Source organism: Leucobacter sp. cx-42 (assembly GCF_014529985.1).
Classification (GTDB): Bacteria; Actinomycetota; Actinomycetes; order Actinomycetales; family Microbacteriaceae; genus Leucobacter.
Window position 1 is genome coordinate 193,878 of sequence record NZ_JACVMU010000001.1, and the last position, 17,260, is coordinate 211,137.

The window sequence follows — 17,260 nt, forward strand, 5'->3', positions numbered from 1 at the left end:
TCCGTGTGATCAAAACGAACTGAAAACATCCACAGAAATACTCAAGTAACTTAGGCATCATGTCTGTTCGCGTCGCTGTGACTCCCCGCGCTCTGTTTCGTATTTTTGCCACCGCGGAGGTGGTGACCTGGGCAGGACTCATTGCCGCACTCATCCTGCGCGCAACCGGCGTCACTGAGGAGGCCGTGTCCGTTGCGGGCGGCATCCACGGCTTTGTGTTCCTCGCATACTGCGCGGTCACGGTGTTCGTCTGGATTAACCAGAAGTGGAACGCGGGCCTCGGCATCCTCGCACTTGCGCTCTCGATCATCCCGTTCGCAACGCTGCCGCTCGAGCTCACCATTGACAAGAAGGGCAAGCTCGCTGGCGATTGGCGCCTCGCAAAGGGCGGCGATGAGCCAGCTGGCGTCTTCGAACACATCCAGGCTTGGATCCTGCGTCGCCCGATCCTCGCAATCTGCCTCGTCGTTGTGCTGCTCGCGGTCGTCTTTAGCGTGCTGCTGTTCCTCGGCCCGCCCGTGTGTTGTGGGTTAGGCGCTGCGTGCCTCGCGCGCAGGCTCCACGTCGGTGGCGAGGTAACGCTCGACACTGTCATCAAGCTCGTCCATCCACGCGGTGTGGTGCTTTGCGGCGTGTGTGCCGGTGATGACCGATCGGTAGGTCAGGTCACGGTACCCCATGATGTTCTTCGCTTTGTGCCCCTTCCAACTGATGAAGATCTCAGCGGCGTCTTCGACGTTGAAATCGGGGTAATCAGAGGCATCAATGAGATCGCGCACGTATGAACCCTGGAACTCGATGCTTTCAACGTCGCCGCCGATTGCTTCGAAGCGCTTCGTCCAGTCTGCGATCGATTCTGCACGCTCCTCAGCGGTGGGAAGCGTACGACGACCAAGAATCACGTCGCGCACGAACCACGCCTGCGCGTCGAACATATTGAACGTAAACCACTGGTCCTGTGCTCCGACGTAGAACAGGTTCGGGTTCTTGTCCCAGACGACACCGCGGTAGAGTCCTGCCGGGTACACCGTGTTCGGACCCGAGAGCGCGAGCTCGGTGGGGAGATACGGGTACTTGTGCACGTAGCCAGTGCAGAAGATCACGACATCGAAGCGCTTCGTCGATCCATCAGCAAAGTGGGCGATCGATCCGTCAAATCGCTGCACGAGCGGACGCTCTTCAAAGCCCTTGGGCCATTCGTAGCCCATCGCCTGGGTACGGTAGCTTGCGGTGACGGACTTGGCGCCCATTTTGAAGCACTGCGTACCGATGTCCTCGGCGGAATAGCTCGAGCCGATAACGAGCACGTCGAGGCCATCGAAGCCCTCTGCGCCGCGGAAGTCATGCGCGTGGCTCAAGATGCCGGGGAACGTCTCGACGCCGGCAATCTCCGGCATGTTCGGGAACGAGAAGTGTCCGCTCGCAACAATCACGTGGTCAAACGTCTCTGCCCGGGTGTCTCCCGTTGGCAGGTGCTCGGAGTGCACTGTGAACAGCTGAGTGTCGTCATCCCACGAAACGTGGCGCACGATCGTTTCGAATCGCACGTGGTCACGCAGGTTGGTCTTCGAGAGACGACCTGCGATGTAATCCCACAGCACGGTGCGGGGCGGGTACGACGAGATCGGGCGACCGAAGTGCTCGTCGAAGGTGTAGTCGGAGAACTCGAGGCCCTCCTTCGGGCCGTTCGACCACAGGTTGCGGTACATGCTGGAGTGCACCGGCTCACCGAACTCGTCAACGCCGGTGCGCCAGGTGTAGTTCCACTGACCGCCCCAGTCAGACTGCTTTTCGAAGCACACGAACTCGGGGATAACTTCGCCCTGCTTTTCCGCTGCTTCGAACGCGCGCATCTGAGCCATACCGCTCGGACCTGCGCCAATAATCGCTACTTTCTTCCTTTGCATTTATCTACCTCACTCACATTCATTCGTAGCTGCCACCAGTGCAGCGCGAGCTGCCGCCCGGCTCAAAACAACAGCGAGAAGTTCGAGGGAGGTTCGAAACGGGAAGCGCTCAGCGTCAGGGAGACTCGCGGAGTCTCAACCGATCACACACTGGCAACCTCTCCACCGTATCAGTTGATACGGTTTTGGCAATCTGGGCGCTGATCAGCCACTTTTTGTGAGTATCGCCATTGACGCAATACACAATTCATGAAAGACTTACGCCGCTCGTAGAAAAACACCTGTCGTTTTGGCGTACACAACAGCGCCGTGACACCCCTATATATAAGGAACGTCACGGCGCCATTACCGAAGTCACCGCGTCACGTCAGTGAGCGCACGCGCGCGGCCACACGCGCTACCGAGCCAGCACCAGCTTCGGTGAGCACGCGCGTGAGACGCAGATCATCATGACGTCGCCCGCATCGCGTTCGTCGTCTGTGAGCAGCGAGTCGTTGTGCTCAATGTCACCTGAGATCACGCGCGTCTCGCACGTGCCGCAGATGCCCATCTCGCACGAGGAAGGAACGTCGACGCCAGCGTCGCGAATGGCCTCGAGAATTGACACGTCAGGTTCGACGGTCACTGTCACGCCGCTCTCGGTGAGCTCTACCTCAAACGAGCCGGCCCCGTCTGCGACGACGATCTCGGGCGGCGTGAACCGCTCGATCACGAGGTCGCTCCCCCGAGCCTGCTTGGTCATTTCCGCGCCGAGCGCATCCATGAGCGGGCCGGGACCGCAGCAGTACACGCCGTGTCCGACCGAGTTCTTCACGAGGGTCGGCAGATCGGCATGCCCCGCGGTGTCCTGTGGCACGTAGTCCACGCGACCCCAGGTCGTCGCCGCGAGCGCGTCGATCTCTTCGGTGAACGCGAAGTTCGCCGCCGAGCGCGCGCCGTAGACAAGACGCCAGGGTTTGCCGGCCGCGGCAACCTCCTTGATCATCGCGAGGATCGGCGTAATACCGATACCGCCAGCGATGAACAGGTACGCCGGAGCGTCCTGCAGTCGGAAGTCGTTGCGGGGAACACCAATCTCGAGCACAGCGCCCTCGGTGAGTTCGCGATGGACCTCGACGGATCCGCCACGGCCATCAACGATCTCAAGCACTGCGATCCGATAGCTTTCGCGGTCGGTGAGGTCACCGCAGAGCGAGTATTGGCGGATCGTTCCGCTCGGCAGATGCACGTCAACGTGCGCGCCGGGCTTCCACCCCGAGAGCGGCACACCGTCGACAGGCACGAACTGGAACGAGCGGATGCCCATGGCCTCGTCGCGCACCCGCTCCACGCGGACGCGGTGGGTCGGGGCGACGTGGGTGCTACTCAGCAGCGTTGCTGCCATAGAACTTCTCCTCAGTGCGGCGCGCGAGATCCAGGAATGCACGGCGGTAGTTCAGCGTGAAGATGTCGGCGGGAGCAGAGAACTCCTCAACCTCGGCATCCCAGGGAACCTCGCGGGGCTGGAGGTTCTCAACGATGGGGATGTCTTCGAGGTAGACGACCTCTTCAATGTGGAGGTTGTGCTCGAGCGTCGCGCCAGAGTAATCGACGGCGTTCGCAACACCCCAGAAGATCTTCACGTGCTCGAACGAGATCGGGCAGGGGAAGCCCGCGACAACGCGACGGCCAAACTGCTCGTAGTCGTAGGTGATCGACGAGAGGCCGGGTGCGACGCAGTGGTACTTCATGGTCGCGTCACCATCGTCAGCCCACTCGCCGGTACCAGCGTTGAGCTCGCGGGTCATCCAGACGTGGCTGCCGTCGCGGGTGACCTTGAGCGGCTCGACGACCTCGGGGGTCGGCCCCATCGACACCTTGTGCACGAACGGGAAGTGCGCGACGTCACGGAAGTTCTCGACGGTCACCGCAACGCCAACGGGTGAATCGAGCGGGTCTGCCTGGAGCCAGACGAACTCTTCTGCTTCCCACTCGGGGAGCTGGTAGAGCGGCTCGATGGGGTCCTCGAGCGCGGTCCAGACGAGGCCGTAGCGCTCCTCGACGGGGAAGGTCTTCAGGCGAGCCTTGGGCGGAATCTTGCCCTGATCCTCGATCGAGGGAACGCGCACGCAGAGGCCGTCACCACTCGAGAACTGCCACCCGTGGTACGGACAACCGATCGACGACTCGTGTACCTCACCAATCGAGAGGTCAGCGCCACGGTGCGGGCAGCGGCGCGACGCGACAGCCGCGTTGCCGTTGCCGTCGCGGTAGACGACGAGCTGCACGCCGAGCAGCACCGCCGCCTCCGGCTTGCCGCCAGCGACGAGGTCTGCCGAACGAGCGACGGGGAACCAGCTGTGGCGCATGGCCTGCTCGACGAGGTCCCGGTTCGTTTTCTTTTCGTGTGTCTCAGCTGTGAGAAGCGTTGCCGCCATGAGATTTCTCCTAGGTATTTCGGTGTCGTGAGAAGCGAAGGGTGAGCGAGGTCAGATGCCGACGCGAAGCGCGCCGCCGTTGACCGACAGGGTCTGGCCCGTGAGGAATCCGGCACTGTCCGAGGCGAGGAATGCGACCGTCTCAGCGATCTCCTCAGGCTTGCCGAGTCGGCCGAGCGGGACAGAGGCGACCTCAACGTCGTAGTACTCGTCGGGAATCATGCGCGTGTGAATCGATCCTGGTGCGACTGCATTCACAAGAATTCCGTCAGGCAGCAGGGCAGCCGCAAGCGACTTCATGAGTCCGAGCTGCGCTGACTTCGAAATCATGTAGCCGAACGAGTGCCCGTCGGGCACCTGCCCCCAGGTCGACGAGATGATGATGACTCGGGCATGCTCACTCGCGCGCAGCAGATCGACGAGGCCGCGCGTGATCGCGTATGGCGCCTTCACGTTCACCCGGAAATAGCGGTCCAACTCATCGGGCTCGGTCACGTCGAGCTCACGCCAGTCATGCATGATGCCCGCGTTGTGCACGAGGATGTCGAGGGCGGCGGATCCACCAGCGAACGAAGCAAGCGCAGCGCGCAAGGTGTCTGCCGCGTCTGGGGCAGTGACATCGAGCACGACGCCGGCGACATCGCCACCGCGAGCGGTCAGGTCGGCAGCGGTGTCGTGCACCTCTGCGTCTAGGTCTGCGATGAGCACGCGTGCGCCACGGGCTGCAAGCGCCTCGGCGTGCGCCGCGCCCATGCCGCGAGCGCCGCCGGTCACGACGGCCGTGCGGCCAGTGAGATCGCTGAGATCGCTGAGTGATGCGAGTGGGGTCATCGGGTTTCTCCCTCGGTGATGAGTTCGGGCTGGTGTGCAGCAGGGATTGGGGCATCGCGATCCGCGATCACGGCGTCCTCGCCGCGGTCCGCCAGCTCGCGCGCGGGGGCTTCGACTTCGGCGAGCTCCTCGGCCGTGCGCGGGTTGCGCCAGACGAACGGCTGCTTGTCCTGCACCACGCGACGGATCGCGTAGAGCACGAGCGAGATCAGGAGTACGCCAATCGCGATGAAGATCTCGCGCGGTCCGCCGTAGCCGGTGATGTTGGCGTTTGCCATGCCGACCACCCATACAGTGACGTCGACAACCACGAGCACGGCAGCAATGTAGATCCATCCCATACCGAGCGTGATCGGCCGTGGCGCATTGGGTCTGTCGATCCGCAACAGAATGAAGCCAGACAGCGCCAGGATGTGGCAGAGGATGTAGCCCATGATTCCCGCGGTGATGACGGCGAGCGCCTCGCCGATGAAGAGAATCAAGAAGATGTTCAGCACGAGGTCGAACGTCATCGCGCGCGCGGGCATGCCGAAGCGGTTGAGTTCGCCGAGTTGGCGGATCGTGAGGCCAGACTCCGCGCTGCCCTGCAGCACACGTCCACCGTCTGCGGTGGTCATCATCATGAGCAGCATGAGGCCAGCGATCAGGCAGAGCGTCACAATGACGCCACTCCCCGGGAGCAGCTTGTCGAACAGGCCGCTGTAGAACGTCACGGGATTGTTGATGACGTCCTGGCGGTCTGCGAGGCCGCCGACTCCGAGCGGGACCAGGATGTAGACGAAGATCACGAAGATGCCCGCGATACGGAGTGCGCGACGGGTGTCAGATACCGGGCGCTTGAACTCGGGGGTGAACGACGAGACCGCTTCGACGCCATAGACCGACCATGCGAGGACAAACATCCAGGCGATCCAGGTCTGGCCGCCGCCGAAGCCGCTGTCGGTCAGCGCCCATTCGAGGTTACTCACCGACCACTGGTCGCTGAAGAATGATGCGGCAGCGAACACGATGATGGGGATGAGTACGATTGCGCCCGTGATGTACATGAGCCACATGGCGATGCGCATACCAAGAATGTTGAGCACCCAACCAAGTACGAGCACGATGAGTCCGACCATGTGCGGGAAGCCAACCTCTGCGAGTCCGGTCGAGATTGTCCAGGTCTGGTCGGGGAACCACTGTGCTTGCACGAGTGAGCCGATTTGGATTCCGTAGATGGCGAGCGAACTCGACCACGCGAACCAGTAGCCGAATGCTGCGATCGGGCCGGGGATGGTCGAGCGGCCTCGCCACGCTTCATTCGCATACGCGGCGATGCCACCGACGATGCGCGGAAACATACCTGCCAGCTCTGAGTAGATGAAGTTCTGCAGGCAGGCGATGATGGCGACGGTCGCAAGGAGTGCGAGGGTGACCCAGCCGCCAACCGCGCCGATTGCATATCCCATACCGATAAACAGCGCTGCGGGGATCGACAGGCTGATGGTGAAGCCATCCCACCAGCGCAGGGTCTGCGCGTATTCTTCGCCAGCGGGGGCTTCGGCTGTCGCCGTGCCTCCGGTTGTCTGTTCGTTCACGTCGTTGTCCTCTCTGACACTGACTGGGCCGCGCCGCGGCCTTCACAAACTGCCGTTCACCTCTGAACAACAGCTCGCATGCACGACCGTGTGCGGAATCCCCTGCGCAACTTGCGCATTTCTTCGTAATTTGGATATGGAATCACGAAATGCGCAACTTCACGATCAGTATTATTGCGTATATCTTGAACTCCGCGTGACACTGGCGGCTCGCTACACTGGCTACATGGCTGCCCAATCACTCGACGCTCTCGACCGCAACATCATTCGAGAGCTCAAAGAGGACGGCCGACGGTCGATCCGCAAGATCGCCCGCAACCTCGATACGCCTGAGGCAACGATCCGCACCCGCATGCGACGACTGACTGATCAGGGCACACTTCGGATCGTGGCCTTTGCCGATCCGCACGACACCGACAACACGCAGCTCGCCCTCGTGAGTTTGAAGGTCGCACCCGGCAGCCACGACGAGATTGTGCAAGCACTCGTCGCGCTTCCGAAAGTGAGTTACGTCTCGAGTGTGCTCGGCGAGTCGGACATCATCTTCGAGGTACTCTGCAGCGACAACGAAGAACTCTGGGAGATCATCAACACCCAGATCGCGCCCCTGCCTGGCGTCACCGCAATGTCGACCGCACCGATCGTGCGCGTGCACAAGCTCGGCTACGGGAACCGCGGCTAGCACCACCGACACGCACGCGCCTGCGATGCGTGCGCATTTTTACGTCATTCGACCCATGTCACTGGCACCAATTCTCCGGAAAGCTGGAGGGCGCGCAGGTCTCTTTCCCCTGCGCAGGTGCAAAGGAGATCCCCATGACGTGCTGGCCTGGCGGCGCCCCCTACGCGGCGACCGTAAGCTTCGATTTTGACGCTGAAGAACTCATGATCGGAGAGAATCCGGCCAATGCCAATGCGCCAGGCGTGCTTTCGCAGGCGAACTACGGCCCTACCGTTGGCGTCCCGCTCATTCTCGGGCTCCTGCGCAAGCACGGCATCACCGCAACGTTCTACATCCCTGGCAAAGACGCGCTACGCCACCCGGACGCCGTCCGCGCAATCATCGCCGACGGCCACGAGGTCGCACACCACGGGCATTCGCACGCCAACCCCACCACGCTCACACCGGAGGAAGAGCGCGCTGAACTGCACGATGGCCTTGCGGCACTGCGGAGCTTCGGCGCCGATGTCACCGGCTACCGCTCCCCCTCGTGGGAATTCACGCCGCACTCGCTCGATTTCCTCGCCGAGGCTGGCCTCGAGTACAGCTCCAACCTGCTGAATCACATCTTGCCGTACCAGCACGAGACGCACGATCTCGTCGAGGTGCCGGTCTCATGGATCCTCGACGACGCACCCCACTTCTGGTTCGCAAACGACACCTGGGAGAAGACAATCCGCGCCCCGCGCGAGGTGCTCGACGTCTGGCTGCCCGAGATCGATGGCATCGCTGCGCTCGGCGGCCACGCGATGGTGACGTTCCACCCATTCCTCTCGGGACGCCCCTCACGCCTCGCGTTCCTTGACCGCGTCCTGTCGCACCTTGCCGCGACCGGGGCGTGGATCGCCCCCACCCGCGACATCGTCACGTACACTCGCGAGCACGGCCCGCTCGCACTCAACACTGAGGGCTTCACCGATCGCATCGCCGCGATCAACCTCGCACCCACCGCCAAGGAGGCACGCGCATGACCGAGACCCGTTACCCTCGCTACCGCGTTTCCGGCGACGCAGCGACGCGTTCGCGCCAGTACGGTGAGCTCGCCAGCCTCGAGATCGCCCGCACTCGTGACGGCTACGAACGCGCGTTCGCGGCAAAGGGCGTCGCTTGGCGCGACGCAGTCACCTTTGCGCTCGGGTTCGTGCCGGCAATCGAGCGCTACTTCCCCGAGCTCCTCGCCGAGCTGCACGGCATCGCTGAGGGTGCCGGTCTGCCGTTTGAAGACGTACTCGCGATGAACTGCCGCACGGAGATTCTCTGGCGCGCGGCGACCGCGAAGGCCGGCTCGCTCGCCTCCTGGGCGCGTGGCGAATGCTCGAGCTTTGCGCTCGCCCCCGATCGCACCACTGACGGCAATGCGCTCGTTGGTCAGAACTGGGATTGGCTCGAAGTACTCGCAGACGGCGTTATCGTGCTCGAGGTCGAGCGCAGCGATGCACCCAACTATGTCACCGTCGTCGAAGCTGGCCTGCTCGCCAAGACCTCTCTCAACGCTGCAGGCATGGCTATCGGAATCAACACGATCGTGTGCTCGCTCGACGGTGGCGCAGAAGGCGTGCCCTTCCACGTGCTCGTGCGCGCGGTTGCCGATGCCGAGCATGTCTCAGACGTCGTCGAGGTGCTGTCGACCGTGCCGCGCGCTTCGTCGGGTAACTACATCGTCGGCAGCGCTGATGGCGCAGTCCTCTGCGTCGAGACCGCACCTGGCGACGCTCGCACCGTGCATCCGCTCATCGCGTCGAACGGCGCTGTGATCCACACCAACCACTTCGTACGCACTCCGACCGGCGGCCACGACCTCGCGGCCTCGAGCATGTCCGACAGCTTCGTGCGATACGGCCGCCTCGAGCGCACCGTGGTTGCCGCGCCGTCACCGCTTTCCGTGTCGGAGCTCCGATCCGCGCTCTCAGACCACACGGATTACCCGAGTTCAATCTGCTGTCATCCCGACGAGCGCGCGGATCACGCAGCGCAGTGGGCGACCCTCGTGTCGGCGATCATGGAGCCAGCAACCCGCACCCTGCACCTCGCGGAGGGCACGCCGTGCTCTGCACCGTGGGCCGCAATCGATTACTCGGATTTCCTTGGCGCTACCGACGCCTGATTTTCCGCGGGAGTCTGCGCCAATACCCGGGACAGACTCCCGCGTTTTCTGCAGTGCCCCCTGAATCTCGATTCAGAAATAGCTCGATCTTGCGGCTACAGTTAGGGCACCCGCGATCTGGCGGGACCGATTGTTGGCGAAGACTCAGAGCTGAGGTGTTGGGAAATGGTGGCTGAACCCGCACGTGGGTTTCGGTTCGTGTTGCAGGCCGAGGGCACCACGGACATTGGTGATCACGTCGGCCCGCTGCTGCAGGAGGCCGTCGACACCACCGAGCTCCTCAAGTACGCTCGGCGCCTCTGGCAGACTCCGCACGATCGGTTGCGATTCCTACTTGAGCTGCCGGCCTCCCGCCGCTGGCTCACCGTGACGCTGACGGCAGAGTACGCTGCAGCGACCGCGGTCACGCTAGTCGAAGCATCGCTTGTCGAGCTGCCGCATCGGCTCACCGCGCGTGAGATTGAGGTGCTCACACTCGTTGCGGCAGGACACTCCAACCCCGCCATCGCCGAAGCGCTTTTCACGAGCCCCCGCACCGTTTCGACCCAAGTGGAAACTATTCGCGGCAAGCTCGGCGCCATCAGTCGCACCGCTGCCGGAGTACTCGCCGTGCAGCAGGGCTGGTTGCGGCTCCCCATGCCGGTCTCCCCCGTGATGCTCGGGACGCTCGATGTCGCAGACATCATGCGCGATGTTGCAACCGAGTCGCTGCAAGACAGCCTGCTCCTCGGCACGCACACAGCGACGCCCGCCCGCCCGCAGGCGATCCGCCTCGCTCTCGTCCACCCGGCGACCGGACCCGCGAGTCACGACGGCGAACAGTCACGGCATGGAGCACTGCTTGCCGTTGCCGAGGTCAATGCGCGCGGTGGCGTACGCGGTCGCCCCATCGAGCCGGTACTCATCGACGCCGACATCTACACTCCGGCGGGTATTCAGAGCGCCTTTGCCGAGGTCCGCGCGCAGGAAGTACACGCGGCGCTCATGAGCTATGTCTTCCACGAGGAGACTGCGTTCGCGGAGGTCGCAGCTGCCGGTATCCCGGTGCTGCACACCATGACTTCGAGCCGTCATCTCGAGACGTTGCGCGCGGATCCCGACCGCTTCAGAGGCCTCTTCCAGTGCGTGCCGCCAGAGAGTAACTATGGGCCGGGACTGTTGCGGTTCTTGGGTATGCTCGCCGGGAAGATCGAACAGGACCAGCCCGCCGGCCGCGACGCCAGTACTCCGTCAATCCGATTCATCGAAACGACCGCCGATAGCGGGCAGATCGCAGACCCCGAGACCCTCGCACGCCTCGCGAATAGCGAATGGCACGTGCAGGGGGTCGACGCCCTCGATGCATCGCTCGAAGGCGCAGGATCGGCCGATCAACTCGCTGCGAGCATCTTGCGTGATCCGCCGACTGTGCTGGTGGTCTCAGAGTTCCTGCCCTCAGTGTTGTCACGGCTCCTGCTCGCGCTGCACGAGGGCGGCTGCCCGTCAGTGATCTACACGATCTATGCACCGTCGGTTCCCGAGTTCGTCGAGCAGATGGGCGAAGCCGCAGAGGGCATCGTGTGGGCGACGGTTTCTGGCACCTACAGCGACCCATTTGGCGCTGAGTTCCGTGCCGCCTTCACCGCGGAGTACGGGTCTGCACCCGGTCTCTCCCAGGCCGGGCTCGCATACGACATGGTGAATATCATCGCGACCGCGTGGCAGCGGACGGCGGATCCCAGCGACATCACCGGCACCCTCGACGCCCTGCGCAGTACCCGCTACCGCGGGGTCAACGGCAGCTACAACTTCCCGGCAGGACTACAGTCGACGGTCGCCTACCCCGAAGAAACCAACGACCCCTCGCTCGGCAACGCGCAGCTCATCTTCCAGGTACAGGATGGTGAGCACGTGTGCCTCGGACCCGCACCGTACACCGACGGGGAGCTGCGCTGGGGCGTGTGATCCGCGCCCTATGCAACCCGAAATAAGGAAGGCCGGTGCCTGACTCCGAACGGAGAATCAGACACCGGCCAATGTGTGCGGACCGCGAGTGGGTACTTGCGATGTGCGGTCCGACGTGGGTTACTTGCCCGCGCGCGCCAGCTCGGTGTGGGGCTCGGTGATGTAGATCATGTTGCCGTCGGGATCGAAGAAGGGACGGTAGCGGTACCACACGCCAGAGGGGTGGTGCCAGGGAGTCACGTCGTCGTGTACCCAATCGACCTTGCCGTCGAGCTCAGCGATTGCTGCGTCAAGGTCTTCAACTTCGAAGGCGAAGGAGTCGAGACCGACGGGGTCTTCGAGGTTGACCGATGAACGGCGGAACACGTTGCCCGTGTTGGTCGTGTGGAAGATGTAGAGGACGACGTTGCCGAAGTCGATGCCAGCCCACTGTTCCTCAGGAACATCGGTTTCCTCGTATGGCAGGAAGAACGGCAGGCCGAGGGTCTCGTGGTAAAACTCCACGAGCTTCGGCAGGTCGTTCGTGAGGATGTCCATGTTATCCATGCGCTTGAGGTTCAACGCCATTGTTCTTTCCTAACTGCTGGGGAACTGGGCCGGGGCTCCGATGAGCACCTTCCCGTCTGCGTTTAACGGTACCGATTCTGAGATCGCAGGCTCATCGGTATATTGACGTAGCTTGTGGGCTAGCCCGCAAAGCCACCGAGCTTCACATTCTCGCAACCTGCGATGCGCTCATCGCGATTTAGGAAGGACACCATGCGCACCCACAACTACGAAATCGCCATCAAGTGGACGGGTAGCACCGGAGAAGGCACAAAGCAGCACCGCGGCTACTCGCGTAATCACGATATTTCGGCGTTCGGCCTCCCACCCATCGCAGCTTCGGCTGATCCAGCATTCAGAGGGGACGCGGATCGATGGAACCCCGAACAGCTCTTCATCGCAGCCCTGTCGCAGTGCCACATGCTCTGGTACCTCGGCCTCGCCGCGCAGGCAGGCGTGGTTGTAACTGCCTACGAAGATCACCCACTGGCGTCATGATCGAAGAGATGTCTGGTGCGGGACAGTTTGAGAGCGTCACGCTTAACCCGACCGTGACGATCACCGCCGAAAGCGACCCCGAGCTCGCCGAGGAACTTCACGCTCGCGTCGCTGACTACTGTTTCATCGCCCGCTCAGTGAACACGCCAGTCCATCACGAGGTCACGATCGTCCAGGCGCAAGTAGCCTGAGCGGCGGCTCGTCATCTGGCGCCTTTCGGGTCCGCGTAGCACTTATCGAGCGCCACATCACCCTCTTCTTCAGGCACCGTATACCAGTCACGTGGTAACGCAGATTGATAATCGCGAACGGTGAAATCTGGGCTGACTGCTCCGAGCCGAATGAGGCAGGCGACGTAGTCTTCCTGCTCGTCCTTGTTAGTGGGGTTCTCCCTGGTCGCCTTGTAAAGATACGAGACCACCTCCTGCCCTGTCTCATCCAGGCAAGCTGTGACAAGTTCATCTTCACGTGCCGCACCACCCAGGCTCTTTGGAGCTTTGTAGATGATTTCAGTTGGACTGCTGAAATCAACAATGGTTATTCCAAGTTGTTCTAGGCAGGAACGAAACGATTCTGTTGTCGACTGCAGCTCAGCATCGGCAATCTGACCATCACTCAGAATTTCGCGTACTTCCTGACCCGAAGTGCGTTCGTATTCTCTTGCAAATTCCGCTGCCCAGGCCCCTTCAAAGGTCGTCCCATCACGCGCGACTACTTCACTTGAATCTGTATTTGAAGCCACCGAACTACAACCGACCAAGAACGCAACAGATATCCCAAGAACGCCAATGAAGACGGGCATTTTGGCATAGTTCATAACATTCATTGTGTTCCTCACGGTCTGGTGCGTGTGACTACAAGAAAGTAATAGCTAGACCGTGCCTTCCACCCAGATGATGCAATCTGAACGCCAAAAAACAGCATTCCCAAGACAGGTGAAAGCGTTGCTCGCCCTGCCATTCACGCCGAAAGCGGAAACCTATACTCGCTGAGAACTGGCGCACATTTCACGGCTTTTCACCGCTGAACCAAAAGCAGTGCTTCCCTGGAAGAGGTCCCAGCTGCGCCATTCCGTTAAAGCAGTCACATCGCAGAAAGTGAAGCAATGAACACCAAAACGAAGGCCATGATCCTTGTACTCGCGATTGGAGGCGCTGCTCTCACCGGCGGCAGCGCCGCAAATGCGGTCACTAGAGGTGCCGAAGGAGGCACCTGGTCGTATGGGGTAGGCCGGCTTTCCACTTATTCTGACTATTACCATCCACGTGAGCGGCACGGGTCAACTGCACGCAATGGGTATGGAATGACCGAAAAGGCATGGGGTATCAGTCGAGGAAGATGGTCCCACGCATCCGTAGCGAGAACAAAGACAGGAAACACCGCCTACTTCCATAGGAGCTAAGCGACATCGTTAACACTCCAGCGCACGAGCGGGCCCCCTGCAACATGATTCTCAGACTACATTGCAGGGGGCTCTCACTTTTCGTCGAAGCTTAGTTCGAGGCGTGCACCCCGTTGCCGCTGCCGTAGTCAGTCGAGAAGCCCGAAGCTACGCGCTCACTCTCAGCCTGATCCGCGTTTGAAACCGCGCCAACGTACTGCGTGATCGCACCGTCGAACGGCGTCGAAGAAGCCCGCTGACCGTACGCATCGGTGTAGACCGTGGTCGATCCGCCAGCATTGTTCAGCGTTGAGTGCTGCACGTAGACGTCGCGCTGCGCACCATCGAAGGGCGACGCGGGGTCTTCCTTCTGTACGCCCTCAGTCACGGTGTTCCAGGGCCAGGTTGTCCAGCTTGCGTCTGCGAGTGACACGGTCGCAAGCGCTTCGCTCCCGCCACCCACACGTGACGGGTTGCGCACGCCGAACCAGGGATCGAAGCGTACGAGCGCCTCACCGTTCTCGGCCGCGATCGTGTGGTCGGACTTCCAGAGCTCGTACGGACCCCAGAACTGTCCAGCCGTCTGCTGCACACACTGCACGTCGGGAATCTCGCGGCCGCCGCCGGTCCCGTTGGGGAGCGCGGATCCGCCAGTTGTGACCGTGCGCAGGTCACAGTTCGCGGTGTATTCGTTCGCGTTGCCGTATCCCGTGAGCGTGTTCACGACCATTTCGGTGCCATCGTTGCACTTCGTCGAGTACAACATCTCGTGCTGGTTGTTACTCAGCGCATCTTTTGAGTGTGATCCCTGATGCGTGTAGATCAGGTAGTCGCAGGTGACCGGCGTGCCATCGGCTGCGGTGACGTATCCCTCACGATCCTCGCGCACGAGGTTGACGTCGTTCAGCACGAACACCTTGTGCCCGAAGTGATCCTCGTGGCGGTGCGGAGCCCCGTCGACCATCATCGACATGTGCGCAGCGAAACCGAAGGTGATGCCGCTTGCTGATCCGCCCAATTTCTCGACGGTCCAGGCCGCGATGTTCGACGTGCTTGGATCGTCACCGTGTTCGTGGCCGAAGGAGCATTCGACGCCGGTATCCGGGTCGGTCGCCGTCGCCGGATGCCAGGTGGGGTACTTCGATCCGTCCTGGGCGGTCACCTGGAACGAGTCGTGGAAGGTGGTCGAACAGGTCGGGAGCGCGGATCCTTCGACCGCAGTCGCCGCCATCGGAACCGTGGTCGCGCCGAGCGCGCCACCGATGAGGACCGCGGTCACGGCAAGCGCCGCGACCTTGCCAGTCTTGCGTAGTGAAATACTCATCGGGTCTTCCTCCGGATCTGGATAGCGAGCGCTGCTCCGCCGATCAGCAGCAGTGCGGCGCCAGCCGTAAGCCAGCCACCGAGCTCAGCACCGGTGTTGCTCAGTGCGCCAGTGTTTGCGTTGTTGTTGGTATTGGCGGATCCGCCGGCTTCGTTGTTGGTGTTGTCGTTTGGCGTGGATCCGCCGCCCTGGTCAACGTCGCCATTGGCGCCGCCGTTACTGCCGCCTTCACCAGGTTCTTCGCCGGGTTCTTCGCCTGGCTCCTCGCCGGGTTCTTCGCTGGCCTGGCAGTTTGCATCCTGTGCCCACGGCACGGTGAAGAGGTTGTACGATCCGTTGCCGTCCTTGCCGTCACCGCCGAGCGCGATTTGCGTGCAGGTGTCGGCGCCAAACTGGTGCACGATGCTGATCGTGCGGCCAAGGTACTTCTGGCCGTCATTGTAGACGACCTTGTCGTCATCGCCGAGCTGGGCAAGGTCGATGACCTTGTCCTCGCTGAGCGCTGTGGTCAGAAGTGCGAACGCCTGGTGCTTGATGAATTCACCGACCACCAGCGTGCCGACATAGTCTTCGCGTGCGGGATCCGCGGCGACAGAGAAACCGAGCAGGTTCGATGCTCCGGTGGCGGTGTCTTGGATCCACCAGCCACGGTCGGTCGGCTCGTCGGCTGATCCGCTGTAGACCGAGAACTTGTTGGTGGCTTCGGGGTCTGTGTAGACGGTGTCGCGCGAATCGCTGCCGAGCACGATCGCTGATCCGCCCTGCACGCTCATGCCGGGGCCACCGATCATGAAATCAACGAATCCGTCACCATTCACATCGCCGACCGAGGCGAGCGACATGCCGAGTCGGTTGCGGACCAGTGACGGTCCTTCCACCCGGAAGCCGTCGAAGTCGCCGGTGAGGTCGACGTCACCGCGGCTCGTGCCCGAGACCATCCAGGTGACACCGGTGTAAGTACGGCCGGCAGCATCCGTTGCCGCATCGGGTGCGCCGACGATGAGATCGTCCGTGCCATCGCCGTCTACATCGCCAGCCAACGCGAGACGCATCATTTTGACGCCGGAGTTATTCAGGCGTATCAGCACCTCGTCATCATTTTCCGTGTGGACGGTCGCGATCCCGTCGCGGCCCTTCACGATAGTCACCTGGCCGGCACCGCCGTTCGCGCGCGGCGAGAGAATGCCGATGTCATCGAAGCCGTTCACCGTCAAGATCGCCGACAGCAGCGAGCTGAGTGTCGTAGCCGGCATCGACGTCAATGTCGCGGTCGATGATGAATCCGCGATCGCCGAGGAACTCGAGCGAGATGTTCTCTGGGGTCGCGCTGCCGTAGACCACCCAGACACGTGAGCTTTCACCCTCATCGATGAGGAGGTCGTCGAAGCCGTCACCGTTCACGTCGCCGCCGCAGGAGGCGCGGAAGCCGACCGAAATGTCGGTCTTCTGCGGGCCCTCGATGCGGGTGATGCCGGTCGTCGGGTCGTCGAGCTGGCCCGAATCCGTACCGTTCGGAATCACGTACACGGCGCCGATCTCGCCGAAAGGTGCGCGTTTCCAGAGCCAGGCACTCGCAATGATGTCGTCCTTGCCGTCACCGGTGAAGTCGCTTGACTCCGGGGTGAGGCCGGTGCCGACGGCGCCCTTCTTGGCGCCGGTCCATGCGCGGAGCAATTCAGGCTCGGTCGAGTCTGCTTCTGCTGCAGCACTGGGTGTTGAGGTTGCCAGCACCGACGCGGTGGTCAACCCTGCGGTTGCGACGAGTCCCGCGCACACCGTGAGCGCGAGTGCCGGGCTCATTTTGCCCCGCAAATGTCGTTGTCTCATGAGGTCCATTTCGTTCTCGGCCCGCACATGACACGGGCATCAGTTACTGCATAGTAGATGCACAGGCGATGCCAAGCATAAAGTGAGGCTTACCTAAATACGAAATCGAGAACGAAGATTATTTGCACTGCGATCTGGTGTTTTCCGAAATTGAGGTCACCAAATCTGGATTCATCAGATGCT

At 62.0% G+C, this 17,260-nt stretch carries 17 protein-coding genes and 1 pseudogene; 8 read left to right on the forward strand and 10 right to left on the reverse strand.

Features of this window, described 5'->3' with window-relative positions:
- Positions 1–59: 59 nt before the first annotated feature.
- Positions 60–335, forward strand: a pseudogene (locus tag ICM05_RS12855) (DUF3817 domain-containing protein); the annotation flags it as partial.
- A gap of 195 nt (positions 336–530) precedes the next feature.
- Here the strand turns inward: ICM05_RS12855 and ICM05_RS00850 are convergent.
- The 5 genes from ICM05_RS00850 to ICM05_RS00870 form a co-directional block, all read right to left on the reverse strand.
- Positions 531–1,907 (reverse strand): NAD(P)-binding domain-containing protein, encoded by a 1,377-nt coding sequence (locus tag ICM05_RS00850; RefSeq protein ID WP_188022668.1) that lies wholly within the window; start codon positions 1,905–1,907, stop codon positions 531–533.
- Positions 1,908–2,304: 397 nt separating this feature from the next.
- Positions 2,305–3,291: a PDR/VanB family oxidoreductase gene (locus ICM05_RS00855; protein WP_188022669.1), complete on the reverse strand. Its 987-nt coding sequence runs from the start codon at positions 3,289–3,291 to the stop codon at positions 2,305–2,307.
- Positions 3,269–4,324: an aromatic ring-hydroxylating dioxygenase subunit alpha gene (locus ICM05_RS00860; RefSeq protein ID WP_188022670.1), complete on the reverse strand. Its 1,056-nt coding sequence runs from the start codon at positions 4,322–4,324 to the stop codon at positions 3,269–3,271. The genes ICM05_RS00855 and ICM05_RS00860 overlap by 23 nt, the downstream gene beginning before the upstream one ends.
- A gap of 51 nt (positions 4,325–4,375) precedes the next feature.
- Positions 4,376–5,155, reverse strand: a complete 780-nt coding sequence (locus ICM05_RS00865; RefSeq protein ID WP_188022671.1) for an SDR family NAD(P)-dependent oxidoreductase — start codon at positions 5,153–5,155, stop codon at positions 4,376–4,378.
- Entirely contained in the window at positions 5,152–6,732 is a 1,581-nt protein-coding gene (locus ICM05_RS00870) for an APC family permease (RefSeq protein WP_188022672.1), read from the reverse strand. Before ICM05_RS00870 ends, ICM05_RS00865 begins: the two co-directional genes overlap by 4 nt.
- 226 nt (positions 6,733–6,958) lie before the next feature.
- On the opposite strand from ICM05_RS00870, the gene ICM05_RS00875 reads away from it, so the two are divergent.
- From ICM05_RS00875 to ICM05_RS00890, 4 genes are all read left to right on the forward strand, one after another.
- Positions 6,959–7,414: an Lrp/AsnC family transcriptional regulator gene (locus ICM05_RS00875; protein ID WP_188022673.1), complete on the forward strand. Its 456-nt coding sequence runs from the start codon at positions 6,959–6,961 to the stop codon at positions 7,412–7,414.
- Between the two features lie 134 nt (positions 7,415–7,548).
- Entirely contained in the window at positions 7,549–8,424 is an 876-nt protein-coding gene (locus ICM05_RS00880; protein WP_188022674.1) for a polysaccharide deacetylase, read from the forward strand.
- Positions 8,421–9,557 (forward strand): C45 family peptidase, encoded by a 1,137-nt coding sequence (locus ICM05_RS00885; RefSeq protein WP_188022675.1) that lies wholly within the window; start codon positions 8,421–8,423, stop codon positions 9,555–9,557. Before ICM05_RS00880 ends, ICM05_RS00885 begins: the two co-directional genes overlap by 4 nt.
- Positions 9,558–9,722: 165 nt before the next feature.
- Positions 9,723–11,501, forward strand: coding sequence for an ABC transporter substrate-binding protein (locus ICM05_RS00890; protein WP_188022676.1), 1,779 nt, complete (start codon positions 9,723–9,725; stop codon positions 11,499–11,501).
- 120 nt (positions 11,502–11,621) lie between these two features.
- On the opposite strand, the gene ICM05_RS00895 is transcribed toward ICM05_RS00890, so the two are convergent.
- On the reverse strand, positions 11,622–12,068 hold the full coding sequence (locus ICM05_RS00895; protein ID WP_188022677.1) for a VOC family protein: 447 nt from the start codon (positions 12,066–12,068) through the stop codon (positions 11,622–11,624).
- 192 nt (positions 12,069–12,260) lie between these two features.
- On the opposite strand from ICM05_RS00895, the gene ICM05_RS12860 reads away from it, so the two are divergent.
- Entirely contained in the window at positions 12,261–12,545 is a 285-nt protein-coding gene (locus ICM05_RS12860; RefSeq protein ID WP_353055776.1) for a hypothetical protein, read from the forward strand.
- A complete protein-coding gene (locus tag ICM05_RS12865; RefSeq protein WP_353055381.1) occupies positions 12,542–12,736 on the forward strand; it encodes an OsmC family protein in 195 nt (64 codons plus the stop codon). Before ICM05_RS12860 ends, ICM05_RS12865 begins: the two co-directional genes overlap by 4 nt.
- 11 nt (positions 12,737–12,747) lie before the next feature.
- On the opposite strand, the gene ICM05_RS00905 is transcribed toward ICM05_RS12865, so the two are convergent.
- Positions 12,748–13,371, reverse strand: coding sequence for a hypothetical protein (locus tag ICM05_RS00905; RefSeq protein WP_188022678.1), 624 nt, complete (start codon positions 13,369–13,371; stop codon positions 12,748–12,750).
- 279 nt (positions 13,372–13,650) lie between these two features.
- Between ICM05_RS00905 and ICM05_RS12870 the strand changes: the two genes are divergently transcribed.
- Entirely contained in the window at positions 13,651–13,947 is a 297-nt protein-coding gene (locus ICM05_RS12870; RefSeq protein WP_188022679.1) for a lactococcin 972 family bacteriocin, read from the forward strand.
- Between the two features lie 91 nt (positions 13,948–14,038).
- On the opposite strand, the gene ICM05_RS00915 is transcribed toward ICM05_RS12870, so the two are convergent.
- From ICM05_RS00915 to ICM05_RS00925, 3 genes are read right to left on the reverse strand one after another with little or no spacing between them, the layout of a single operon-like run.
- The gene (locus tag ICM05_RS00915; protein WP_188022680.1) at positions 14,039–15,250 is read right to left on the reverse strand and encodes a hypothetical protein; all 1,212 of its coding nucleotides are present in this window, start codon (positions 15,248–15,250) and stop codon (positions 14,039–14,041) included.
- A complete protein-coding gene (locus ICM05_RS00920; RefSeq protein WP_188022681.1) occupies positions 15,247–16,503 on the reverse strand; it encodes an integrin alpha in 1,257 nt (418 codons plus the stop codon). Before ICM05_RS00920 ends, ICM05_RS00915 begins: the two co-directional genes overlap by 4 nt.
- Positions 16,442–17,050, reverse strand: a complete 609-nt coding sequence (locus ICM05_RS00925) for an FG-GAP repeat protein (RefSeq protein ID WP_188022682.1) — start codon at positions 17,048–17,050, stop codon at positions 16,442–16,444. Before ICM05_RS00925 ends, ICM05_RS00920 begins: the two co-directional genes overlap by 62 nt.
- Positions 17,051–17,260: the final 210 nt, after the last annotated feature.